18 protein-coding genes, 4 tRNA genes and 1 pseudogene are annotated in these 23,589 nt (G+C 62.4%); 15 read left to right on the forward strand and 8 right to left on the reverse strand.

From position 1 onward, the window contains the following. Positions 1 to 6 precede the first annotated feature (6 nt). The 4 genes from BEK68_RS04550 (at position 7) to BEK68_RS04565 (ending at position 3,953) form a co-directional block, all read left to right on the forward strand. Positions 7 to 975 carry an acetyl-CoA carboxylase carboxyltransferase subunit alpha gene (locus tag BEK68_RS04550; RefSeq protein WP_004626201.1) on the forward strand — a complete coding sequence of 323 codons (969 nt, stop codon included), beginning with the start codon at positions 7 to 9 and terminating at the stop codon, positions 973 to 975. After that, positions 944 to 2,362, forward strand: coding sequence for a tRNA lysidine(34) synthetase TilS (tilS, locus tag BEK68_RS04555; RefSeq protein ID WP_012435292.1), 1,419 nt, complete (start codon positions 944 to 946; stop codon positions 2,360 to 2,362). The genes BEK68_RS04550 and tilS overlap by 32 nt, the downstream gene beginning before the upstream one ends. A 96-nt stretch (positions 2,363 to 2,458) precedes the next feature. Beyond that, entirely contained in the window at positions 2,459 to 3,709 is a 1,251-nt protein-coding gene (locus tag BEK68_RS04560; protein ID WP_012435293.1) for an aspartate kinase, read from the forward strand. A 150-nt stretch (positions 3,710 to 3,859) separates the two neighbouring features. After that, a tRNA-Ser gene (locus tag BEK68_RS04565) sits at positions 3,860 to 3,953 on the forward strand. Between the two features lie 206 nt (positions 3,954 to 4,159). Here BEK68_RS04565 and fabI read toward each other — a convergent pair. After that, positions 4,160 to 4,954 (reverse strand): enoyl-ACP reductase FabI, encoded by a 795-nt coding sequence (gene fabI, locus BEK68_RS04570; RefSeq protein ID WP_004626209.1) that lies wholly within the window; start codon positions 4,952 to 4,954, stop codon positions 4,160 to 4,162. A 310-nt stretch (positions 4,955 to 5,264) separates the two neighbouring features. Here fabI and BEK68_RS04575 point away from each other — a divergent pair, with 310 nt between their 5' ends. From BEK68_RS04575 to BEK68_RS04605, 6 genes and pseudogenes are all read left to right on the forward strand, one after another. Further along, positions 5,265 to 7,151, forward strand: a complete 1,887-nt coding sequence (locus tag BEK68_RS04575; protein ID WP_004626211.1) for an extracellular solute-binding protein — start codon at positions 5,265 to 5,267, stop codon at positions 7,149 to 7,151. 16 nt (positions 7,152 to 7,167) lie between these two features. Continuing rightward, a complete protein-coding gene (locus BEK68_RS04580; protein WP_004626214.1) occupies positions 7,168 to 8,220 on the forward strand; it encodes a microcin C ABC transporter permease YejB in 1,053 nt (350 codons plus the stop codon). 14 nt (positions 8,221 to 8,234) lie between these two features. Next, positions 8,235 to 9,359: an ABC transporter permease gene (locus BEK68_RS04585; RefSeq protein ID WP_004626216.1), complete on the forward strand. Its 1,125-nt coding sequence runs from the start codon at positions 8,235 to 8,237 to the stop codon at positions 9,357 to 9,359. Continuing rightward, the gene (locus BEK68_RS04590) at positions 9,356 to 11,011 is read left to right on the forward strand and encodes an ABC transporter ATP-binding protein (RefSeq protein WP_012435294.1); all 1,656 of its coding nucleotides are present in this window, start codon (positions 9,356 to 9,358) and stop codon (positions 11,009 to 11,011) included. Before BEK68_RS04585 ends, BEK68_RS04590 begins: the two co-directional genes overlap by 4 nt. 241 nt (positions 11,012 to 11,252) lie before the next feature. Further along, positions 11,253 to 11,900: a C40 family peptidase gene (locus BEK68_RS04595; protein ID WP_004626223.1), complete on the forward strand. Its 648-nt coding sequence runs from the start codon at positions 11,253 to 11,255 to the stop codon at positions 11,898 to 11,900. 122 nt (positions 11,901 to 12,022) lie between these two features. Beyond that, positions 12,023 to 13,239: pseudogene (locus BEK68_RS04605) on the forward strand (IS3 family transposase); the annotation flags it as partial. Positions 13,240 to 13,297: 58 nt separating this feature from the next. On the opposite strand, the gene BEK68_RS04610 reads toward BEK68_RS04605, so the two are convergent. Next, the gene (locus tag BEK68_RS04610; protein ID WP_012435296.1) at positions 13,298 to 14,254 is read right to left on the reverse strand and encodes a patatin-like phospholipase family protein; all 957 of its coding nucleotides are present in this window, start codon (positions 14,252 to 14,254) and stop codon (positions 13,298 to 13,300) included. A gap of 205 nt (positions 14,255 to 14,459) precedes the next feature. Between BEK68_RS04610 and gltX the strand changes: the two genes are divergently transcribed. The 4 genes from gltX (at position 14,460) to BEK68_RS04630 (ending at position 16,395) form a co-directional block, all read left to right on the forward strand. After that, entirely contained in the window at positions 14,460 to 15,857 is a 1,398-nt protein-coding gene (gene gltX, locus BEK68_RS04615; protein WP_012435297.1) for a glutamate--tRNA ligase, read from the forward strand. 126 nt (positions 15,858 to 15,983) lie between these two features. After that, a tRNA-Ala gene (locus BEK68_RS04620) sits at positions 15,984 to 16,059 on the forward strand. 119 nt (positions 16,060 to 16,178) lie between these two features. Further along, positions 16,179 to 16,254 (forward strand) — tRNA-Glu (locus BEK68_RS04625). Positions 16,255 to 16,318: 64 nt separating this feature from the next. After that, positions 16,319 to 16,395, forward strand: a tRNA-Asp gene (locus tag BEK68_RS04630). 104 nt (positions 16,396 to 16,499) lie between these two features. On the opposite strand, the gene BEK68_RS04635 is transcribed toward BEK68_RS04630, so the two are convergent. The 6 genes from BEK68_RS04635 to BEK68_RS04660 all read right to left on the reverse strand — a co-directional run bounded on the left by BEK68_RS04635 (position 16,500) and on the right by BEK68_RS04660 (position 22,454). Further along, on the reverse strand, positions 16,500 to 17,846 hold the full coding sequence (locus tag BEK68_RS04635; RefSeq protein ID WP_012435298.1) for an MATE family efflux transporter: 1,347 nt from the start codon (positions 17,844 to 17,846) through the stop codon (positions 16,500 to 16,502). 19 nt (positions 17,847 to 17,865) lie between these two features. Then, entirely contained in the window at positions 17,866 to 19,656 is a 1,791-nt protein-coding gene (locus BEK68_RS04640; protein ID WP_012435299.1) for an ArnT family glycosyltransferase, read from the reverse strand. Positions 19,657 to 19,838: 182 nt separating this feature from the next. Beyond that, entirely contained in the window at positions 19,839 to 20,099 is a 261-nt protein-coding gene (locus BEK68_RS04645; protein ID WP_004626237.1) for a type B 50S ribosomal protein L31, read from the reverse strand. A gap of 203 nt (positions 20,100 to 20,302) precedes the next feature. After that, positions 20,303 to 20,860 (reverse strand): hypothetical protein, encoded by a 558-nt coding sequence (locus tag BEK68_RS04650; protein WP_004626239.1) that lies wholly within the window; start codon positions 20,858 to 20,860, stop codon positions 20,303 to 20,305. Further along, the gene (locus BEK68_RS04655) at positions 20,857 to 21,723 is read right to left on the reverse strand and encodes a zinc-dependent peptidase (RefSeq protein ID WP_012435300.1); all 867 of its coding nucleotides are present in this window, start codon (positions 21,721 to 21,723) and stop codon (positions 20,857 to 20,859) included. Before BEK68_RS04655 ends, BEK68_RS04650 begins: the two co-directional genes overlap by 4 nt. Positions 21,724 to 21,785: 62 nt before the next feature. Continuing rightward, on the reverse strand, positions 21,786 to 22,454 hold the full coding sequence (locus BEK68_RS04660) for a LuxR C-terminal-related transcriptional regulator (RefSeq protein WP_009238433.1): 669 nt from the start codon (positions 22,452 to 22,454) through the stop codon (positions 21,786 to 21,788). Between the two features lie 376 nt (positions 22,455 to 22,830). Here BEK68_RS04660 and BEK68_RS04665 point away from each other — a divergent pair, with 376 nt between their 5' ends. Then, positions 22,831 to 23,472 (forward strand): hypothetical protein, encoded by a 642-nt coding sequence (locus BEK68_RS04665; protein WP_012435302.1) that lies wholly within the window; start codon positions 22,831 to 22,833, stop codon positions 23,470 to 23,472. Positions 23,473 to 23,589 lie beyond the last annotated feature (117 nt).

The following is a 23,589-nucleotide window of genomic DNA, read 5'->3' on the forward strand; positions in this document are numbered from 1 at the left end:
AGATCCATGAAAACAACCTTCCTGGAGTTCGAGCAGCCGATCGCAGAACTTGAGGCGAAGATCGAAGAACTTCGCTTCGTACAAGACGATTCCGCTGTCGACATTTCTGAAGAAATTTCCCGCCTGGCTTCCAAGAGCCAGCAGCTCACCAAAGATCTGTACGCCAACCTGACGCCTTGGCAGGTCGCGCAGATCGCCCGGCACCCGCAGCGTCCATATACGCTCGATTACGTCCGCGAGATCTTTACCGACTTCCACGAACTGCACGGCGATCGCACCTTCGCCGACGACCTGTCGATCGTGGGCGGTCTGGCGCGCTTCAACGGCCAAGCTTGCATGGTGATCGGTCACCAGAAGGGCCGCGACACGAAGGAACGCGCGCTGCGCAACTTCGGCATGTCCAAGCCCGAGGGCTACCGCAAGGCCAAGCGGCTGATGGAGCTGGCGGACAAGTTTGGCCTGCCGATCTTCACGTTTGTCGATACACCGGGCGCATTCCCGGGCATTGATGCGGAAGAGCGTGGCCAATCCGAAGCCATCGGGCACAACCTGTTTGTGATGGCTGGCCTGAAGGTGCCTCTGATCGCCACCATCATCGGTGAAGGCGGTTCGGGCGGCGCACTGGCCATTGCCATGGGCGACTCGGTGATCATGCTGCAGTTCGCCACCTACGCCGTGATCTCGCCGGAAGGCTGCGCGTCGATCCTGTGGAAGACCGCAGAGAAGGCGCCGGAAGCCGCTGAGGCACTGGGCCTGACCGCGCATCGCCTGAAGGCGCTCGGCCTGATCGACAAGATCGTCAACGAGCCGCTGGGCGGCGCACACCGTGATCCGAAGAGCATGGCGACGATGCTCAAGCGCGCGCTGGCCGAATCGCTGCGCCAGTTCCAGGGCATGAAGACGTCGGAACTCCAGGCGCGCCGTCACGAGCGCCTGATGGCTTATGGCAAGTTCAAGGAAACCGAAGGTCGCTGATTCGTCGGCTGATCTCGTCAACAAGGTCGCACAACGCGTTGCCGCGTGTGCGGCCTTTGTTGTTTCTGGCGAGATCGAAACACCGACCGTGGCGATTGCACTGTCGGGCGGGCGGGATTCCGCCGCGCTCCTGCACGCGTGTGCTGCGTGGCGGGATGCGGGCGCCCGTGTGCAGCTCGTTGCCCTGCATATTCACCACGGCTTGCAGGCCGATGCCGATGTCTGGGAATGTGCCTGTCAACGTATGGCCCAAGCCGCTGGCGTGGCGTTTCATGCGCGTCGCGTCTACGTAGAGATTGATGCGGGGCAGGGCGTTGAAGAAGCGGCGCGCGAAGCCCGGTATGCAGCGCTCGAAGCGCTGTGCGCGCAGACAGGCGCCTCCATTCTGCTGACGGCCCATCATCAGGATGACCAGGCTGAGACGGTACTGCTGCAATTGATGCGCGGCGCCGGCCTCGATGGCCTCGCCGCCATGCCGATGGCCCGGGCGGGTGCAGTCACGTTGCTGCGTCCATGGGTCGATGCACCGCGCAGCGAGATCGAGCTGTACGCACACGCCCACGCGCTCTGCTGGGTCGAAGACCCGTCCAACACCGACGCACGCTACGCACGCAATGCATTGCGTCCACTGCTCGCAGGCATGGCGGACCATTTCCCGGCCTATCGCGAGGCGCTGTCGCGCAGCGCGGCACATCTGGCGGATGCGGCCGCATTGATCGACGAGATCGCTCAGGCGGATTTGACGCGCATTGCTTCGGCGAATGGACTGGATGTAGCGGCGCTGATTGCGCTGTCCGCGCCACGTCAGCGTGCGGTGCTGCGTGCATGGTTGACCAAAGCGGGCATGCGCGCGCTGTCGAGTCGCCGCCTGGAGGATCTGCATACGCAACTGATTGACGCACGAGATGACGGTGCACTGCGCATTGAATTGCCGACTGGGCAGGTCAGGCGCTACCGTGGCGTTGCATGGATCGACACTGGCGCCAACGATCGCCCCGGGCAGGCCGCGGTCGCCATCGGGGCCCAGCTGTTCGAGCCGGCGCATCCGGCCGAGCAGCGTGTGACGGTGGACGCATGGGGCGGGGCGCTGTTGTTTGCGCCCGTGGCGAGCGATGGCGTTGCGACGCAAACTTTGCAAGCGCCGCTGGTCCTGTCGCCCCGGCGCGGCGGCGAGCGCATCGCGCTGCGCCCGGGCGGGCCGTCGCGGGCGCTCAAGCAGGCTTACCAGGAAGCCGGCATTCCTGCGTGGGAGCGCCAGCGTTTGCCACTGCTCTATGCAGGCGAAATGCTAGTGTTTGCCGCGGGGCTGGGAATGAACCAGGCGGCCACGCATAGCGGTACTGGCTGGCGCATCACGTGGCGTCCTGGCCTTGAGGGTGCGTCGTGATACGCATCGTCACCGGCGGATTGCTTGCCGATCGATGCAAATTGCTGTATTTTCAAAAGCTTTTGCACCGCTCCGCCTCCTCCTGATCTTTCCAAGATGGCTCTCATCGTTCACAAATACGGTGGCACCTCGATGGGTTCGGTTGAACGCATCAAGAATGTCGCCAAGCGCGTTGCCAAGTGGCACCGTGCAGGTCACCAGATCGTGGTCGTTCCGTCGGCCATGTCTGGCGAAACCAACCGCCTGCTGGGTATGGCCAAAGAGATTTCGGCCCAACCCGACCCGCGTGAACTCGACATGATTGCCTCGACTGGCGAGCAGGTGAGTGTGGGTCTGCTGGCCATTGCTCTGCATGCTGAAGGCATCGATGCCCGCAGCTACACCGGCTGGCAAGTGCCGGTGAAGACCGATTCGGCCTACACAAAGGCGCGCATCCAGTCGATCGACGACGAGCGTGTGCGCGCCGATCTCGACGCCGGTCGTGTGGTGGTCATCACGGGCTTCCAGGGCATCGACAGCGAAGGCCATATCACCACGCTGGGCCGTGGTGGCTCGGATACCTCGGCCGTGGCGGTTGCCGCCGCGCTCGAAGCCGAGGAATGCCTGATCTACACCGACGTCGACGGTGTCTACACCACCGACCCGCGCGTGGTGGACGACGCTCGCCGGCTGGACAAGATCACCTTCGAAGAGATGCTGGAAATGGCCAGCCTTGGCTCGAAGGTGCTGCAGATTCGCTCGGTGGAGTTTGCCGGCAAGTACCGCGTGAAGACGCGCGTGCTGTCGTCGCTGACCGACCCGCTGATGCCGCTCGACATTGAGATGAACTCGGGCACGCTGATTACTTTTGAGGAAGATTCGAACATGGAAGCCGCCGCCATTTCCGGCATCGCCTTTGCCCGCGACGAAGCCAAGATCACCGTGATCGGTGTGCCGGACAAGCCTGGCATCGCTTATCAGATCCTGGGCCCGGTCGCCGACGCCAACATCGACGTCGACATGATCATCCAGAACCAGTCGGTGGAAGGCAAGACGGACTTCACCTTCACCGTGCCGCGCGGCGAATACCAACGCGCCTTGGCGATCCTGAACGACAGCGTGAAGGCGCACATCGGCGCGGCCAGCGTGTCGGGCGACCCGAAGGTGTCGAAGGTGTCGGTGGTGGGTGTGGGCATGCGCTCGCACGTGGGCATCGCCAGCAAGATGTTCCGCACGCTGTCGGAAGAGGGCATCAACATCCAGATGATCTCCACCTCGGAAATCAAGATCTCGGTGCTGATCGATGAGAAGTACATGGAGCTGGCCGTGCGCGCGCTCCACAAGGCGTTCGAGCTGGATCAGGCGTAATCGGCTGAACTGGCACTGTATGGCCGGGGTGGCGCCCCCCGGGGGCCACAGATTCTCACCGCGTGTCATGCAGTTGTCGTTGACCGGGTGGGGTGAAGTGGCTAGAATACGCGCTTCGTTGCACGGGCTCCTTCGTGCAACGCGAGTTTGGGAGACGTGGCCGAGAGGTCGAAGGCACTCCCCTGCTAAGGGAGCATCCGGGCCAAAACCTGGATCGAGGGTTCGAATCCCTCCGTCTCCGCCAGTTTGGCGCTTCTCGCGGGAAGCGCACACAACAGGCGGATGCGAGTCGAGCTGACGTGACGGCTCGCATTGCAATGCACGTCAAAAAGCCCGCATGGCGCAAACCATGCGGGCTTTTTCTTTGTCTGCTGGGGTCTTGTACGCGTCGCGCCCTGACTTGCAAGCGCCATCCGAAGATGGCGCCGCTTGCACCCATCAATCAATGCATCAGCCTTGGCCGACGCTCTCCGGCACGCCTGCGGTCACGTTGAAGCCGCAGTCGACGTAGGTGATCTCACCGGTCACGCCGCTTGCCAGGTCCGACAGCAGGAACGCGGCCACGTTGCCGACTTCCTCGATCGTGACGTTACGGCGCAGCGGGGCGACATCTTCCATGTACTTCAGCAGCTTGCCGAAATCCTTGATGCCGGAAGCAGCCAGCGTCTTGATCGGGCCAGCCGAGATGCCGTTGGCACGAATGCCCTTCGGCCCCAGCGCGCCGGCCAGGTAGCGCACGCCGGCTTCCAACGACGCCTTGGCCAGGCCCATCGTGTTGTAGTTCGGGACGATGCGCTCAGCACCCAGGTACGTCAGGGCGAGCAGCGAAGCAGTGGGCGAGAGCATCGGCAGCGCGGCCTTCGCCAGCGCCGGGAAGCTATATGCCGAGATGTCGTGCGCGATGCGGAACGACTCGCGCGACAGGCCTTCGATGAAGTTGCCGGCAATCGCTTCGCGCGGCGCAAAGCCGATCGAGTGCACCAGGCCATCGAAGTGGCCCCAGTGCTGGCCAAGATCTTCGAACACCTTGGCGATCTGTTCATCGCTGCCGACGTCGCAATCAAACACCAGCTTGCTGTCGAACTCGGTGGCGAATTCAGTAATGCGGTCTTTGAAGCGTTCGCCGACGTAGGTGAACGCCAGTTCCGCGCCTTCGCGCTTGCAGGCGTTGGCGATGCCGTAGGCGATCGAGCGATTGGACAGAAGGCCGGTAATCAGAATGCGCTTGCCAGCGAGGAATCCCATAGTTTCTCCGTACAAATGTGGGGCAACGTCGCGCCCGTATGTTGCTGTGGTCACTCGTCGCTGCGGTTGCGCAGCGGCGGTATCCGGGGCACGAGGCAATTAGGTGGGCGCGATCATACCGGAAAGCACGGGGCAGCTCCGCATTTGCGCAGTGCCGCACAACCCCTGCCAGCCTTGTCAATGCGGGACGATCCCCGGGGCCGGAATTGGCGGGATTGCCGCGTGAGGGCGTTAGAATCGTCTGAAACAGTTTTTCAGACAGCGATCAATCGGATCAACGCATGCAAGGACAATGGGGGCTAGGGGCGCAATGAGCGTGCGCGTTGCGACACACAAGCGATTCATGGCGCTGGTCTGCCTGCTGGCGGCAATCTGCGTGACACCCGCCTGGGCGGCACACGGCTACGCCGAATATGGTGACCTCAAGTATCCGGCCGGTTTCTCGAACTTCGGCTATCTGAACCCGAAGGCGCCCATCGGCGGCATGCTGCTGCTCGGCAACCCAGACCGCCGCACGAGCTTCGACAAGTTCAATCCGTTCACGATCAAGGGAACGTCGGCGCCGGGGTTGAATCAGCTGGTCTTTGAAAGCCTGCTCATTACAAGCTGGGACGAAACCGCCAGCGGCTATGGTCTGCTTGCGGACGACGTGACGGTCGCCCCCGACGAGCTCTCGGTCACCTTCCACATCAACCCGCGCGCACGATTCTCCGACGGCGATCGCGTGCGCGCGTCCGACGTCAAATACTCCTACGACATGCTGATGGGCAAGGGGGCAAGCCCCGCCTACCGCAGCATGACCGCGGATGTGGCCAAGGTCACGGTGGTGGACGCGAGCACCATCCGCTACGACTTCAAGCGCAGGAACAAGGAGTTGCCGCTCATCGTCGGTGGGCTGCCGGTGTTCTCGCCAAAGTGGGGCAAGGGCAGTGGCAAGCCCGATGATCCGGACGGCGGCAAGGATGTCGCGTTCGACAAGCTGACCTTCCAGGACCCGGTCGCGAGCGGCCCGTATGTGATCGAGCGCTTTGACCCGTCGCGCGGCATTACCTTTCGGCGCAATCCCGCTTACTGGGGGCGTGACCTGAACGTGCGCCGTGGCTCGTTCAATTTCGAGCGCATTCAGTACAAGCTCTACAAGGACGAAACCGCCCGCCTGGAAGCGTTCAAGGCCGGCGAATACGACGCCATGGTGGAGTACCGTGCCAAGAACTGGGCCAAGAGCTATGTCGGCGTGAAGTTCCGCAGCGGCGAGCTGATCAAAAGCGAATTCCCGCATCGCAACGGTGCCGGCATGCAGGGTTTTGTGATGAACCTGCGGCGGCCGCTGTTCCAGGACCTTCGCGTGCGCAAGGCGCTGACGTTGGCGCTCGATTTCGAATGGCTCAATCGCCAGCTCTTCTATGGTGCGTATCGCCGGCTTGACAGCTACTTCGCCAACAGCGAGCTGGCCGCGTCGGATTCACTCACGGGCATGCCCAGCGCGGGCGAACTGGCGTTGCTGGAGCCGCTTCGCAGCAAGCTCGACCCAGAGGTGTTTGGCGTGCTGCCCGCACCCCCCTCGACTGATGCTCCCAGCTCTCTGCGTGACAACCTGCGGCAGGCGCGTCGCCTGCTGGCCCAGGCAGGTTGGACATACTCCGATGGCGCGCTGCGCAACACCAAGGGCGAGCCGTTTGTCTTCGAGATGCTCGACGATGGCGGCGCCATGAGCCGCGTCATGGCGGCATATGCGCGCAACCTTGAGAAGCTCGGCATCCAGGTCAACCAGCGCATGACCGATTTCGCGCTCTACCAGAAGCGACTGGAAGAGTTTGATTTCGACATGATCTCGCTGCGCTTCCCCGATTCGCAAAGCCCGGGCAACGAGCTGAAGGACCGCTTCGGCTCCGCCGCAGCTGACGAGGCCGGCTCGGACAACGTGATCGGCCTGAAATCGCCAGCCGTGGACGCGCTGATCGACGATGTACTGCGTGCCAACAATCGCGACGAGCTGGTCACGGCTTCACGCGCGCTCGACCGCGTGCTGATGCGCGGCTGCTATGTGATTCCGCACTGGTATTCGGCCTCGCACCGTGTGGCTTACAACAAGAACCTGATGTACCCGGATCGTTTGCCGTACTACTACTCGGCCGAAGCCTGGGTGCTGACGGCTTGGTGGCGGACGCCGGACTCCGCCCAATCGGCTGCCAAATGACCGCATCGGTGACACCATGTTCGCGTACCTGATCAAACGGTTGCTGCTTCTGATCCCGACGCTGATCGGCGTGGTCACGCTGACGTTCGTCGTGATCCAGTTCGTGCCTGGCGGCCCCATCGAACAGATGATGATGGAGATGAAGGGGCGAGGCGGCGGAGGCGAGGCCAGCGGTGGCGGCGCGTTCGACTATCGCGGGCGTCGCGGCGTAGACGCCGAGAAGATCAAGGAAATCCGCGCGTTGTATGGCTTCGACAAGAGCCCCGTCGAGCGCTACTTCCTGATGCTCGGCCGCTTTGCGCGCTTCGACTTGGGCGAGAGCTATTTCCAGCACCGCAGCGTGTGGGATCTCATCAAGTCGAAATTGCCGGTATCGATTTCGATCGGGTTGTGGACGTTCTTTCTCACGTACCTGATAGCTGTGCCGCTCGGCATTGCGAAGGCCGTGCGTGCGGGCAGTCGGTTTGATCTGGTGACGAGCATCATCGTGCTGGTGGGGTATGCCATCCCGGGCTTCGTGCTGGGCGTGCTGCTGCTGGTGCTCTTTGGTGGCGGCACGTTCTTCCAGTGGTTCCCGATCCGGGGCATCACTTCCGACAACTGGGATCAGCTCAGCCTGCTCGGCAAAATCACGGATTACCTTTGGCACATCACGCTGCCTGTCATGGCGTCGGTGGTGGGCAGCTTTGCCGTCATCACCATGCTGACGAAGAACGCGTTCCTGGAGGAAATCCGCAAACAGTATGTGCTGACCGCGCGTAGCAAGGGCTTGTCGGAGCGGCGCGTGCTGTGGAAGCACATTTTCCGCAACGCGTTGCTGCCGCTGGTGACGGGCTTCCCGTCGGCCTTCATTGGCGCATTCTTCACAGGTTCGCTGCTCATCGAGCAACTGTTCTCGCTTGATGGCATGGGCCTGCTGTCGTATGAGGCGGTGATGCGACGCGATTATCCGGTCGTGCTCGGCACGCTGTACTTGTTCACGCTGATTGGCCTGGCTGCGCGGTTGATTTCCGACGTGTGCTACGTGCTGGTTGATCCGCGTATCCATTTCGGCTCGGTTGGGCGATAGGCGGGCCGGCGACCATGACCCAGTATTCGCGCACTTCAACGCATGCACCCAACACGGCAGCGCCACATCCGGTGCGCCACTCGCCGTCGCCGCTCAAGCGCGCGTGGCGGCGCTTCAAGCAGCATCGGCTGGGCTATTGGAGCCTGCTCATCTTCGTGGTGCTGTTCGTGCTCAGTCTGGGCGCCGAGTGCATCTCCAATGATCGGCCGCTGGTGGTCAGGTACCACGGCAACTGGTATTTCCCGATCGTGAAGGCATACCCCGAGATGACCTTCGGGGGGGATTTCCCCACACCGACGGACTACCTTGATCCGTTCATCCGGGACAAGTTCAAGGAGCCGGGAAGCTTTGCGATTTACCCGCCCAATCCGTATTCGTACGAGACGCTGAACTACTTTTCGAAAGAGCCCAATCCGGCGCCCCCTTCTGCGGAAAACTGGCTCGGCACAGATGATCGCGGCCGCGACGTGTTTGCGCGGCTGCTGTATGGCTTCCGTGTCTCGGTGCTGTTCGGGCTGGCGCTTACGGTGCTTGGCGTGCTGGTCGGCACGCTGACCGGCGCGCTGATGGGCTTCTTCGGCGGGCGCTTCGATATGGTGTCGCAGCGCCTGATTGAAATCTGGAGTTCGATGCCGGAGCTGTACCTGCTGATCATCTTCGCGTCGATCTTCACCCCCAGCCTTGGGCTGCTGATCATCCTGCTGTCGCTGTTCGGCTGGATGAGCCTGTCGGATTACGTGCGCGCCGAGTTCTACCGTAACCGCTCGCTCGACTATGTGAAGGCCGCGCGAGCGATGGGCCTGTCCAGTTGGCAGATCATGTGGCGCCACATCATGCCCAACAGCCTGACACCGGTGATCACGTTCCTGCCGTTCCGCATGAGCGCGGCCATTCTTGCGCTCACGAGCCTCGATTTCCTTGGCCTTGGCGTACCGCCATCCACCCCGAGCCTCGGTGAGCTGCTTGCCCAGGGTAAGGCCAACCTGGACGCGTGGTGGATCTCGCTGTCGACTTTCGTGGTGCTCGTGCTGACCCTCGTGCTGCTGACTTTCATGGGCGACGCGCTGCGCGATGCCTTCGACACGCGCCTGTCATTCGCGCAACTGCGCACGCGCCAGAAACCGGCGGGGGTGAAATGACCCGCGTCGATCTGCGTTCCTCAGCGCCGAAGTACGACGGCCCGCTGCTGCGCCTGGATGACCTGTGCGTGCATTTCGAATCCGAGCACGGCGAGGTGACGGAAGCCGTCAAGCATGTCTGCTTCGATTTGCACGCCGGCGAGCGGTTCGCGTTGGTGGGCGAATCCGGCTCGGGCAAGTCCGTCACCGCGCTATCGATCATGCGCTTGCTGGCCGACGCGCAATACAGCGGCCGCATACTGCTCGAAGGGCGCGACCTGCTGGCCGCCAGCGAGCGCGAAATGCGCGGCCTGCGTGGCGCCGACGTCGCCATGGTGTTCCAGGAACCGATGACAGCGCTCAACCCGCTGTACACGATCGGCAACCAGATCGTCGAAACGCTGGAATTGCACGAGGGACTGGACAAGCGCGCTGCCAAGGCACGTGCGATTGCGCTGCTGGAACGCACCGGCATTGCCGAGGCGCCGCGCCGGTTTGACGCCTTCCCGCACCAACTGTCGGGTGGTCAGCGCCAGCGCGCAATGATCGCCATGGCGCTGGCGTGCTCGCCCAAGCTCCTGTTGGCCGATGAGCCGACCACCGCGCTCGACGTGACGGTGCGCATGCAGATCCTGCAGTTGCTGCGCGAACTGCAGGCCGAGTTCGGCATGGCGATCATGCTGATCACGCACGACCTGAACATGGTGCGTGCCTTCGCCGAGCGCGTCGGCGTGATGGAGCGCGGCATCCTGGTCGAAACCGGCAGCACGGCCGACGTATTTGCCGCGCCCCAACATCCGTACACCGTGCGCCTGCTTGAGAGTCGTCCGCAGCGCGACGTGCTGCCGCTAGTGCCGCTTGCGCCCGTGCTGCTCGAAGCCGACAAGCTGACGGTCATCTACGAGCGCCATCGCCCCGGGTTTGCCGGCTGGTTCAGGGCAGATCCGTTCACCGCGGTCGATGCCGTGTCGCTGCAACTGCGCGAAGGCGAGACGCTCGGCATCGTGGGTGAATCCGGCTCCGGCAAGACCACGCTCGCGCAGACGCTGCTGGGTCTGCAAGCAGCAAAGAGCGGCGACTTGCGTTTCCTTGGCAACTCGCTGCTGCACATTTCGCGCGACGAGCGCCGCGCGGTGCGTGCGCGCATGCAGGTCGTGTTTCAAGACCCGTATGGCTCGCTGTCGCCACGCATGACGATTGAGGAGATCGTCGGCGAAGGACTGGCACTGCACCAACCGCATGTCAACGTTACAGAGCGGCGCCACCGCGTGATCGAGGCGCTGCGCGAGGTCGGCCTCGACCGCACGGCGCTGGGCCGCTATCCGCATGAGTTTTCAGGCGGGCAGCGCCAGCGCGTCGCCATTGCCCGAGTGCTTATCCTCAAGCCGCAGCTGCTGGTGCTGGATGAACCGACTTCGGCACTTGACGTGTCGATCCAGCAGCAGGTGCTCTCGCTGCTGTCTGCCCTTCAGAAAAAGTACAACCTGTCGTATCTGTTCATCAGCCACGACCTTGCTGTCATCCGCGCGATGTCACATCGCGTGGTGGTGATGAAGGATGGAAAAGTGGTGGAAGAGGGCGACACTGAAGCGGTATTGGCGTCGCCTTCGCACCCCTATACCTGCAAGCTAATGGCGGCGGCTTCGCTCATCCCCACCCGGGATAACCCGTAAAATCCACCGTTTTCGCCCTAGGGCAGTGCAGTTTAGATGCGCTGTTTTTGTAAGAATGCGCATCTAAAGTCATGTCTAAGTACATGATTTGCATGTGGATTCCGAGGAATTTGTAACGACCTTTGACAAGTCAACGTGTCACTTTTATCATCCTGCGAGATTGTTTTAACAAGATTCGGACTGTTCTCATTTGCGGCGGCGTATGTGCGCCGCATCATTACAAGTTTCCGAGGGAGAACCAATGCAGCATTTCGTACTTCATTCCATGGCGCGCCTGGCGGTAGGGGTTGTGATCGGCTGCGGCGTGATGCTGTCGAATGCAGTGCATGCTGATACGGTCTTCAAAGACACGGAAGTCCGCGCCGACGTCAAGCCCGAGGCCAAACCGGGCCTCATCTCAAACGTGATGAGCAAGACCGGCGACGTCGTCATGAACGCTCTGGGCATGATCGGGCTGCGCTACCGTTTCGGCGGCAACACGCCGGAATCGGGCCTCGACTGCAGCGGCTTCGTCCGCTACGTCTTCAACGATACTTTCGGCTTCCTGCTGCCGCGTCGCGCCGTGGAAATGAGCCGCGTTGGCACCAGCGTGGACACGGCGGAACTGCGTCCGGGCGATTTGGTGTTCTTCAACACCATGCGCCACACGTTCTCGCACGTCGGCATCTATATCGGCGACAACAAATTCGTGCACGCTCCCTCCACCGGCAGCAAGATCCGCGTGGATGACATGACCGCTTCGTACTGGGTGACACGCTACAACGGCGCCCGCCGCATCGAGGGCAAGTCCGGTGCCGCAATCAAGGACGGCGCCGACAACTTTGTCGAGCAACTCAAGCGTGTCGACCCGAATGCCGCCGGCAAGCCGCTGGCAATGTACGGCGGTTGATTCGCTCTGATGCGCATCACGCAATAGAAAAAAGCCACGCAGCTACGCGTGGCTTTTTTTTGTTCGCTGACCCGTCCTGAATAAGGTTGACACTTTTTCCCCGCCAGGGAGTGAGGGTCAAGATGGACGGGCAGAAGAAGCGAACGCAGAGGGACTACACGCTGGCTTTTAAGTTGGCAGTGGTTGAGCAGGTGGAAAAAGGCGAGCTGACCTACAAAGAGGCGCAGCGACGCTATGGCATTCAGGGTCGCTCGACGGTGCTGGTATGGTTGCGCAAGCACGGACGACAGGACTGGAGCGCCTCGGCGGCGGCCAAAACCACGATGGGAAATCAAACCAGCCAGCGCAAGCCGCTCACGCCTGAGCAGCGCATCAAGGAATTGGAAGTGCAGTTGCGGGAGGCCCAAGAGAAGGCACGCCTGTTCGAGGCGGTGATCGACGTGATCCAGAAAGAGCATGGGGCGCGCGTCGTAAAAAAGCCTTCGGGCAGGTCCTCACGCAAAAGCTCGTCCAAGGGCTGAGTGTGGGCAGGGCCTGCCGCTACATTGGCATCAGCCGCCAAGCGTACTACAAACGCCAGCAAAGCGAGACACGGCAAATCGCGCGTGAGGCCAAGGTCTGTGCGTTGGTCAACCACTTACGGCTGCGCCAGCCGCGCTTGGGTACGCGCAAGCTCCAGCACGTGCTGCGCACGCCGCTGGCCGAGGCAGGCATCCAGGTTGGCCGGGATCGCCTGTTCGATATCCTGCGTGCAGCCCGGCTGCTGGTCGTGCCGCAGCGGGCGTATCACAAGACCACACACAGTCATCATCGCTTCCGGCGCCATCCCAATCTGCTCAAGGACGGCCCGAACCAGGTCATCCCCACCGGGCCGGAGCAGGTCTGGGTGGCCGACATTACCTATCTGCCGACCGCCCAGCGCTGTGCGTACCTGAGTCTGGTGACTGACGCCTACTCGCGCAAGATCGTGGGCTACCGCGTGCATGACAGCCTGCATGCCGAGTCGGTCGCCCAGGCGTTGAAGATGGCGCTGAAGACGCGCCATACGCGACAGCCTCTGGTTCATCACTCGGATCGGGGCATCCAATACTGTTCAGCCGAGTACCAGCGCATCCATCAGCGGCACGGCATCACGTGCTCCATGACCGATGGCTACGACTGCTACCAGAATGCCCTGGCCGAACGGGTCAACGGCATCCTCAAAGGGGAGTTGCTGCTCAAGCGCCCCGCCGACCTAGAGCAGGCCGCACGCATGGTGGCGCAGGCCGTGCATATCTACAACCACGAACGGCCTCATCTGGCCTTGAAATACAAAACGCCCGATGCGGTGCATCGGGCGCTCGGAGACTGAGCACAGTGTCAACCTATGGCAGGACTTGACACCGCTGACAGGGGTGTCAGTGCGGCGGCAACGGGGTGCCCACGATGGTCTGCGTCAGATGCAGCTTTTCCCGCAGCAGCGGCATGGCGGCCTGAGCAGCCTGCTCGCCCGCGAGAATCGCCTCGTTGCGCGCGGTAAAGTCGCTGCCCTTCACAAACGGCAGCGACGGTGTGATGACCACATCGGCCTGGGCCAGCTCGGTCTTGCTGATGCTCTGACCCATGATGGCTGTCGTCTGCAGCAGCATGCTCGCCTGTCCCGACACAGCCTGGTTGGCAGGGTCTGCCGAGATGTTCACTGCAATCACGAACGTCGCGCCCATCTGCTTGACGTAGGTAACCGGCACTGGCGCCACCAAGCCGCCGTCCACATATTGGCGACCGCTGATCGTTACCGGCTGGAACACGCCCGGGATACTGCAGGACGCACGCACCGCCTGACCGGTATTGCCGCGCCGGAACAGGATCGGCTTGCCGCTCGCCAGGTCCGTCGCAACGATGCCGAGTGGAATGCGCATCTGCTCGATCGTCTTCTGCTTGACCAGCCGGTTGATGTATTTCTCCAGCGCCTCGCCCTTGAGCCAGCCGCCGAAGCGCGTGCCGAAGGGCAGCGCCCAATCGGCGATCATGGCCTCGTCCATCTTGAGCGCCATGCGGTTCATCTCCAGCCCCGACATGCCCGACGCGTAGATCGCCGCTACCACGCTACCCGCGCTCGTGCCGGTGATGAAGTCGATCTGAATGCCTTGGGCTTCCAGCATCTTGATGACGCCGATGTGCGCAAAACCGCGCGCGGCACCTCCGCCCAGTGCCAACCCGATCCGCACGGGCTGTGTGGCTGGTTGAGTCGTGGGCGGCAGCACGGCCGTGGCGGGGGTGACGGGCGTTTCGGTTTTGCCGGACGAGAAACCCGTCACGGTGCAGGCGGAGAGCACGGAGGCGCCGGCGGCACCCAGGAAAAGGCGGCGTTGCATGAGTGAGTTGGGGCGGTTGGTATGCCGCGCAGTTGTGTTCAGTCGTGACCGAGCGCACTGCGGCCGGCCGCCATTGTGCCAAAGTTCAGCGACAGGGTCGGCCAGACACGTGCAGGACGGTTGCTATAATTTCAGTTTTGATAGAGGCCGCTCAGGATCCGCGCTCAGGGTTCGATCACGCGGCCTTATTCGTTCAGCCATTCCTATGACACAGCGCGTCCGTACTCGTTTCGCTCCCAGCCCCACCGGCTTCATCCACCTCGGCAACATCCGCTCGGCACTCTATCCGTGGGCCTTCGCACGCAAGATGAAGGGAGACTTCATCCTGCGCATCGAAGACACCGACGTGGAGCGCTCCAGCCAGGAAGCCGTCGACGTGATCCTGGAAGCGATGGATTGGCTCGACATGGACATCGACGAAGGCCCGTTCTACCAGATGCAGCGCATGGACCGGTACCGCGCCGTGGTTGCTCAGATGGTGCAGCAGGAACTCGCCTACCCGTGCTACATGAGCACCGAAGAACTCGACGCCCTGCGCGAAGCGCAACGCGAGCGCGGCGAGAAGCCCCGCTACGACGGCACCTGGCGCCCCGCACCCGGCAAGATTCTGCCGCCGCCGCCGGCCGGCGTGCAGCCAGTGATTCGCTTCAAGAACCCCATCGGCGGGAGTGTCGTGTGGGACGACGCCGTGAAGGGCCGCATCGAAATCTCCAACGATGAACTCGACGATCTCGTGATCGCGCGCCCGGACGGCACGCCTACGTATAACTTCTGTGTGGTCGTCGACGACATGGATATGCAGATCACGCATGTGATCCGCGGCGACGACCACGTCAACAACACGCCCCGGCAGATCAACATCCTGCGCGCGCTGGGCGGTACGCCGCCGGTCTACGCACACCTGCCGACTGTGCTAAACGAGCAGGGCGAGAAGATGAGCAAGCGCCACGGTGCCATGGCTGTCACGGGCTATCGTGATGCGGGCTATCTGCCAGAAGCCATCGTCAACTACCTCGCCCGTCTGGGCTGGGCGCATGGCGACGCCGAGATCTTTTCGCGCGAGCAGTTCATCGAGTGGTTCGACCTCGAGCACCTGGGCAAGTCGCCGGCGCAATACAACCCTGAGAAGCTTGCCTGGTTGAACAACCACTACATCAAGCAGGCTGACAATGTGCGCCTGGCGGGGCTGGTGAAACCGTTCATCGAGGCGCTGGGTGGCAAGGTGGATGGCGGCCCTGTGCTGGCTGACGTGGTTGCGCTCGTGAAGGATCGCGCCAACACGCTGCGTGAAGTCGCCCAGACAGCGCTGCTGTTCTATCGCTCGGATCTGGCTGTCGAGCCGGAGCTCGCTGCGCAGCACCTGACCGACGACGTGCGTCCTGGCATTGCGGCGCTGGCTGAGAAGCTCGGGGCGCTGCCCGAGTGGAAGCGCGAGGCCATCGGCGCAGTCTTCAAGGAAGTTCTGGCGGCCCACGGCTGGAAGATGCCCAAGCTGGCGATGCCGGTGCGCCTGCTGGTGGCAGGGCAACTGCAAACGCCGTCGATTGATGCGGTGCTGGAGTTGTTCGGTCGCGACGTCGTTCTGCATCGTCTGGCGGCGTGACGTGTGCAGCGCAAAAATTTTTGCGAAAGGGTATTGCCAAGCGCCAAATACTTCCCCTATACTCTTGTTTTCGCTGCAACACGAAGCGAAATGCAGTAAGAAGCAAGCAGTAAAAGGCAGTACCTCGGGGCTATAGCTCAGCTGGGAGAGCGCTTGCATGGCATGCAAGAGGTCAGCGGTTCGATCCCGCTTAGCTCCACCAAAATGCCGGAAGATTCGATTCAAAAAATAAATTTGAAAAGAGGCTTCCAAAACGCAAAGAAGTTCGTTATAGTAGCGGACTTCGCAGCGTAAGACAGAAAGCGTTGCAAAACAGTTTCTGTCCCCTTCGTCTAGAGGCCTAGGACATCACCCTTTCACGGTGAGTACAGGGGTTCGAATCCCCTAGGGGACGCCAAAATAAGAGCTTAACCAGAAGCTCATTAGCAAAATCAGTCTCTAGCTGATTTTGCAACCGACACGGAGCGGTAGTTCAGTCGGTTAGAATACCGGCCTGTCACGCCGGGGGTCGCGGGTTCGAGTCCCGTCCGCTCCGCCAAATCAAAACCCGCTGCTTGCAGCGGGTTTTTTCTTTTGCGCTTTCTATTCAATTCTAGTCATTCCAGATTGACGTCGTTTTAAAGCGGCGGCGAATGGCTTTCTTTAATCGGGCGCACGGCTAACTCGATTGAAATAGCTGACCAGCAACGCGCCGGCCACCATCAAACTGAGCGCATTGGCCGCCCAGAAGCCGGCTGCGCCACGCAGAGGCGTCGCAAACTCGCCCAGTAGTCCAAATCCGAGCACGTAGCCGCCGCCCAGACCCACGCCCCACAGCGATAAGGCGTAGATGACGGTCGGGATGAGCGCGATCTTGTATGCGCGCAGGATGAATGCAGTCATGACCTGCAGCGCATCGAACATCTGATAGAAGGCGATGAAAGGCAGCAGCGGCACCGCAATCGCCAGGACAGTAGCATCGTGCGTGTAGAGGCTGACCAGCTCGCGACGCAAGAACAGCACGGCCGCGCAAACGATGATCGCGCACATCACCGCCAATTTGATGCCGTTCAGCGAGATGCGTCGGGCCGCAACGCGATCGCGCGCGCCGATCGACTGCGCAGCCAGCGTCGACGTCGCGATCGACAAGGACAGCGGCACCATGTAGGCCACTGCCCCGAGGTTGGCGGCAATCTGATGCCCTGCCAAGACCACCGTACCGAGACGCGCGATGAAGATCGCCATCAACGTGAACGATGTGATCTCGATCAGGTAGGTGAAGCCCATCGGCACACCCAGGAGTACGAGTGCCCACAGCCGCGCGCGATTGGGTGGCGAGTAGTGCGTGAAAATCGCAAGCGGCTTGTACGCTGGATTGCGCATCAGGATGGCGGCCGCAGCCACAAACCATAGCCAGCTGATAATCATCGAGGCGAGTGCACAGCCCGGGCCACCCATCGCGGGGACGCCCATGCCGCCGTACAGAAACAGTGCGTTGAGCGGAAATTTGATGGCGAGGCCGGCGAGCTGCAGCACCGTCACCATCACTGGGCGCGACAGCGCGTTGTTCAACGCAGAGTAGATCCGGAAGCCGAGCGCAGCAGGCAATGCGAGTGCTTCATACCGCAAATAGGCGGTGGCTTTCTCGGTGAGTTCCGGTGTCGCATCCGCCAGTTGCAGTAGCGGCGCAGGGAACCACAGGATCAGCATGCCGATAGCCGCGAGCACCAGCCCGAGCCAGACAGCCTGGCGCACTTCTTCGCCGATCTCGCTGTGCCTTTGCGCGCCATACAGTTGGCCGGCGATGGGCGAGAGCGCTTGCAGCACACCCATCAGGCTGATGTACACCGTCACGTAGATCGACCCGCCGAGTCCGATGGCCGCGAGGTCTGCTGCAGTCGCGCGGCCAGCCATCGCCGTATCGAGTACGCCGAAAGCGATGACCGCCAACTGGCCGATCAGCACCGGCCAAGCCAGTGCGGTAATGCGGCGGACGTCGGCGACAAACATGTGGGTACGACCGAGAGCGTTATTGGCGCAGCTTGCGCCGGCGTGTGGTGGCCGGCGCGGGCGGCGGATGTGTGGCGGTGGCCGCCTCGGTCAGGCGGTACATGCGGAAGTGCTCGTCGCGGTCGGCGGGGCGTCGGCCTTCCCAGATCGGGCGCCACTCGTAGTTGGAGACGCTCGTCGGTGCACCGTAGTCGTACGGGTCGTGACGCAGCAGGATGTCGCAATTGTCTTCTGCATTGCCAAAACGGATGTGGCCGAAGTACGCGAACGAGGCAAGCTGCGCATCGCCCATGCGGATCGGCTGCACGCACACGTAGGAACGCGGCAGCGCAAGCGCGGCTGACTGCGCGACATCGCGGTACGTCTTGGCGTAGTTGATGGTGGGCAGCCACAGCGTCATCATCAGCACCCACATCAGCGTGGTGCCGGCGGCCGAGATCACCACTGCGCGCCAGATCGCCTTGGGTGCGCGCGATGTGCGCCAGACGACGATGAGCACCCACGCGGCCGTCACGAGCAGTGCGCAGACCAGTGCGGTCCAGCTGAACTCAGGCCGATAGCCCGGCACGATGCGGTAGACGTTGCGCGCAAGCTGAGGCGGAAAACCTGTCATCTTGGCGATCCACAGTAGCCATAGCGTCCCGCCCAGGATCGTGAAGGCCAGCAGCGCAAACCAGTCGATCGCGCTGATGGCGCCGCGCTTGAGCGTCGGCAGCGCGAACGTGGCCATCACGGCCATCGGTGGAATCAGCAGCAGGAAGCCGTCGTCGCCCGGGTGGGGCTGCATGAGCAGCAGCACCAACTGCGGCAGCAGCACGGCCAACGGCAGCGTGATATGCGGGGCGGTGCGCATGCCGCCCCAGCTCTTCCACGCCCACGCGGCCAGCGGCCAGACCGGCCAGGCGAACAGTGGCAGGTTGCGTGCGACAAAGCCAAGCGAATGCGCCGTGGGGCCGGCGTATTGATGGCGATCGAAGCGCGCCCATTCGCGGACGTAGGTCACGGCGTCCGTCGGATTGTTTGCCAGCAAGTACGTCATCACCGGCCATGAGCAGCCGAGTATGAGCGACACGGGCAGCGCCACTGTCAGCAGGGGTCGCAGCGGCAGTACGCGCGTGGCATGCGCGGCCATCAATACGGCCACCGTGATGGCCAATGGCAGGATTGGCCCGCCCGCCAGCGACAGGCAGCCGATGCCGATGCCGTAGATGAGGCTGCCGTGCACCGGCTTGTCGAGCGCTCGGATCAAGCCATACACCGCGACAGCCACGAAGCACAGCGCCCCGACCAGCGGTGTCGTTTCGTGACCGCGCTGTGCCAGGCCCACGCAGGCGAGGAAGATCAGCAGTGCTCCATCTGCCAGCGTACGGCCGTAGTCGCGCGTGTTTGGCTGGCCGCCAAAGACGAACTCAAACGGTTGGACTTCTGGGCGCCGACCCAGCAGATAGGCCCCGTACCAGATGCAAGCGCTGGTAACGAAGAAGAAGAGGGCGGTGGCCAGGCGAGACGCGTCCGCGGGGCCGAGCCATTGTCCGAAGAGGCGAATGAACGCGCCACCGATCCAGAACACCAGTGGCCCAGATTGCACGACGGGGCGCCCGACGATGTTCGGCATCAGCCAGTCCTGCGCATTGCCGGTGGCCAGTGTCCACATCGCGCCGAAGCCGGCGGCGTCTTCGTTCTTCCACGGGTCGCGCGAGAACAGCCCTGATAGGCCGTAGATCACGCAGATGGCGAGCAGCAGCCAACGCGGCAACTCGCGGGTGGCGGCGGCAGTCAGGCGGATGCGCGAGACGCGGGTGGTGTTCATCGAGTGTCAGGCCGGGCGAGCCCAGCCGGGATTGCACAGCGACGTGCGGATCGTAAAGAGGGCCAAATCAACGGCCTACCATGTGCCGAGAAACAAAAAAGGCAGCCGGAGCTGCCTTTTTCTGACCACTAAGACGGTCTGCACTGAGCGAGTCATGCGCTGAGCCGTCTCCGGCGCCGATATTACTTGGCAGCCTTGCCGATCTTGCTGCCGAACTTGTTGCGGAACTTCTCGACGCGGCCGGCCGTGTCCAGAACCTTTTGCTGGCCCGTGTAGAACGGGTGCGATTCGGACGAGACTTCAATCTTGGCCAGCGGATATTCCTTGCCGTCCAGCGTGATCATTTCCTTGGTCTGGATGGTCGAGCGGGTGATGAACTTGAAGTCGCTGGACATGTCCTGGAACACGACTTCGCGGTAATTCGGGTGAATGCCTTCTTTCATGATGGGCCCTGGGGTAGAGGTAGCCAATTCGCGGCGCGCTTCAGGTGCTCACATGGTAGGAGCCACCGTGCGACCAGCCCTCGAATCACTTGCCGGGTGGAGAAACGAGGATTATGCCAGAGAAACAAGGGCTTGAGCAACGCGCCTGCCGCAAAATCCGTCGTGTCGGGGCATCGAAAAGTGACTCGAAACGCTTATTTCGATCAAGGTTTGCCGAGGCGCTCGATCGTAAGCATGCCGTGACCGTCCAGATCCATGGTCTTGGTGTCGCCGACGCGCAACGAGGTGTCGAGGTTGCGTGCCCAGGTGTCGACCCGGGCAGGGGACTCGGCGTCGGGCGACGGCTGGAACCGATGCAGCGTTACGCCGATGGACAGCGTCTGGAACTCGCCCGATACGACCATCGGCCGCAGGGTGACATCGACGCCGGTCTTGGCCCAGCGGTGACGTATGAATTGGCACGTGGTGGTGTCGCAGCCCAGCGGGATCGTGTCGTCGGGCAGGCCGGCGGCGAAGCGCGCCTCCCATTCCTTGCGTGGTATCGAGCCGCCCACGTCGTACGTATGGGTGCGTTCGAGCAGTGCGACGTGCTGGCCCGTGGTGGATGTTTCGGCCGAAAGCGTGACGCGTTTGGTTTCGGATTGCCCATCGAATTGCGCGGTGACGCTGAGGATCACGGGCGTGGTTGGTTGCGCCAAGGCTGGGGCGGCGGCGAGGCAACAACCGAGCAGCATTGCACGAACCGTTTGGCGAATCGTCATGGCAGGAATCCCTCCTGGCGTTGTTCAGAGTCCAGCACGCGCCGTGCCGGATCTTGCAGGTAGAACGCTTGCAGGAGCGCGTACAACGATGGCAGCGTCTCAAGCAGGGCCAACGGTTCGACGAAGAACGCCTCTGACGCCACCGCAAAGAACTCGGCAGGATGCTGCGCGCCATAGGGATCGAGCAGCGAAAGAATCGGATCCTCGCCCCACCGGCGCTCCGGAAGCTGCTCGCAACGATTGGCAAAGGCGTCGTACTCCGCGTAGAGATCATCGGCCCATTGCTCGCGGTCAACGTTGGCATGCAAGCGCGATGAAAACGCAGGGATGCCGTCCGACTCGCCGTTGAGCATGTCGAGCTTATGCGCGAACTCATGCACCACCACGTTATACGGCTGCGCACCCGGCTCGGCCAGTGCGCCCCCGAGTTCGATGTCCTGCCACGAGAGGATGACCGGACCGTGCTCCCATGCCTCACCGGCGGCTTCTTCGCGCACGTTGTGCACGACGCCGTCTTCATCCATGACTTCCTTGCGGATGACGAACTCGCCAGGGTAGATGACGACGCCGTGCCATCCGCTGTACCACGTGATGCCCAGCTCCAGGATCGGCACGCTGGCTTGCGCGGCAATGCTGACCACCATGTCGTCGGTGAGCGGCAAATCGTGCGCGGTGGTGAATTCCTTTTCGGCGATGAAGAGCGTGGCCGTTTCACGCAGGCGTGCGAGGTCCGTGCCGGGCCAGTCGAGCAAAAAGGGCAGTCCATCCAGCGCGCGTGACCACCGCGCGTCTGAGATGGCGTAACGCGTCAGGCGCCGCGCACGTGCGCGGCCTGAGAACCAGCGGAAAACGGACGAAAGCATACGGCCAGTATATCGACCGTCGCGCGCGACTTCGCGACGCGCGCTTTCATTTGGGGATGGGGTCAGGCGACCGACAGCAGGCGCGCGCCGCGCTGGTTGGCGACGTACACGGCCTCGGTACGGCTGCGTACTTTCAGGCGCCGATACAGGGTGCTGATATGCGCCTTGGCTGTCGCCTCGGAGATGTTCAGCATGCGGCTGATCGTCTTGACCGGATGCCCGCGCGAGAGCAGCACCAGAATCTCGTACTGCCGGGGCGTAATGCCGAGCAGCTTCGGATCGGTCTGAGGGTCGCCAGCGAGCGCAGGGTTGGGCGCACCGTCCAGGCGCGATTCCGGCAGCAGTGCGCTGGCCGGAATGTATTGGCCACCCACCAGCACCAGTTCCAGCGAAGCCGCGATGACTTCGCCCGGCGAATGCTTGAGCGTGTACCCGGACAATCCCATCTGCATCAGCGTACGGATGATGTCGGGCGATTCGGATTCAGCCAGCACGACCACGTGGCGCGCGTGCGGCCGGTGCATGATCTCGCCGATGGCCGACAACTCATCGAGATGTGGCAGCGGCAGGCCGATGACAAGAAGACCCGCGTCGGCATTGGTTTCGATGGCGTCGAACATCCCTTCGTCTGGCTCGACGACAGTGACGCCGGTGACGCCTTTGAGCGTCCGTAGCAGGTGCGCAATGCCTGTACGCACCAACGGATGGGCTTCGATCAAAACAGTGTTCATCGTTGTTCTCGACCTGTTACCGATCTTGCGAACATCCTTGTCGCCCAGGCGAGATACAGGCCGGAGCAGACCCCCGTTCCGAATCATTTTAGTGGCGGAAGTCAAAAATGACAGCCGCCACGGCCATGCCTCGGGACTCTCGTTGCTGCGTCCAGGCTACTGTAGCCCAGCGTTTGCCAGGGCGCGCAATTCGACCACTGGAGAGCCTGCGCCCGACCACCGCGATTTTTGATGGCGACAGCTGTTTCAGTCGCGACACAAAATCGCCTGTCATGCCGGGTTGGATGGTTCTCCGCGTTGAAAATATCCCGTTAAAACAAGGCGTTAGCCGTCATGGCATGGATGTCGCTCTATCCCCGACGGGGAGGAGCTAGCCATGCCGACAATCGCGCAGCGCTGTGCTCGACGTTTGCCGTTCGGGTGGACGGTCGAGAGGACCGGAGTGGTGGCAAACCGCGCGGCCATGATCGTCATGATGCCGGCGCTCGCAATAGACGGCGACCTCATCGTGCGGCGTGCAATCGCGCTGCTGGTCGCCCTTCGAAGCGTTCTCGCCGATACGTTGCCGGCGCGACTCGCATTCGGTCTTGTTCCCACCCGCGCATTCGATCCATCCACCGGTTCTGTCGTGTCCGCACTCACGGACGGCGAACTGAGTACGTCGCATGCGTGGCTTAACAATCCAACGGCGAGGGGGCTTGCGCAATCCCCCCGGAAGTGGGGTGTATCCGGGTGTGTGTCAGCTACCACGCCGGATGATCGGCGCCGCGACAGTCTCTTGGCGCAGGTCGGCGCTGTTGGTGCGACTCCGCGTGCACTAAATGTGGCGCTTTCGCAACGTACGCTGCAGGAGCAGGTACGGCGGCTGTTCAACGGTTTCGTGCTCCGTCCCCCGGCGGGCACTCTTTTCTCATTAGCCATCCTCAAGCGGGATCCCGATGCAAGCCAACCTGACCGCATTTGCCGCGCTAGCGCCGCCGATTCCTTCGCATGCCAGCTGCTGGGTTCAGCGCACTGAACCAAGTATTGGATGAATCGGGTGAGGAAAGCGAGAGGCTGGCCGGGGCGCCATTCCTTCGGCTTGCCCAAAAAAAAGCGCATCCGGGGGGCATAGCACCCACGCTATGCCCCCGCC

Source organism: Ralstonia pickettii (assembly GCF_001699815.1).
Classification (GTDB): Bacteria; Pseudomonadota; Gammaproteobacteria; order Burkholderiales; family Burkholderiaceae; genus Ralstonia; species Ralstonia thomasii.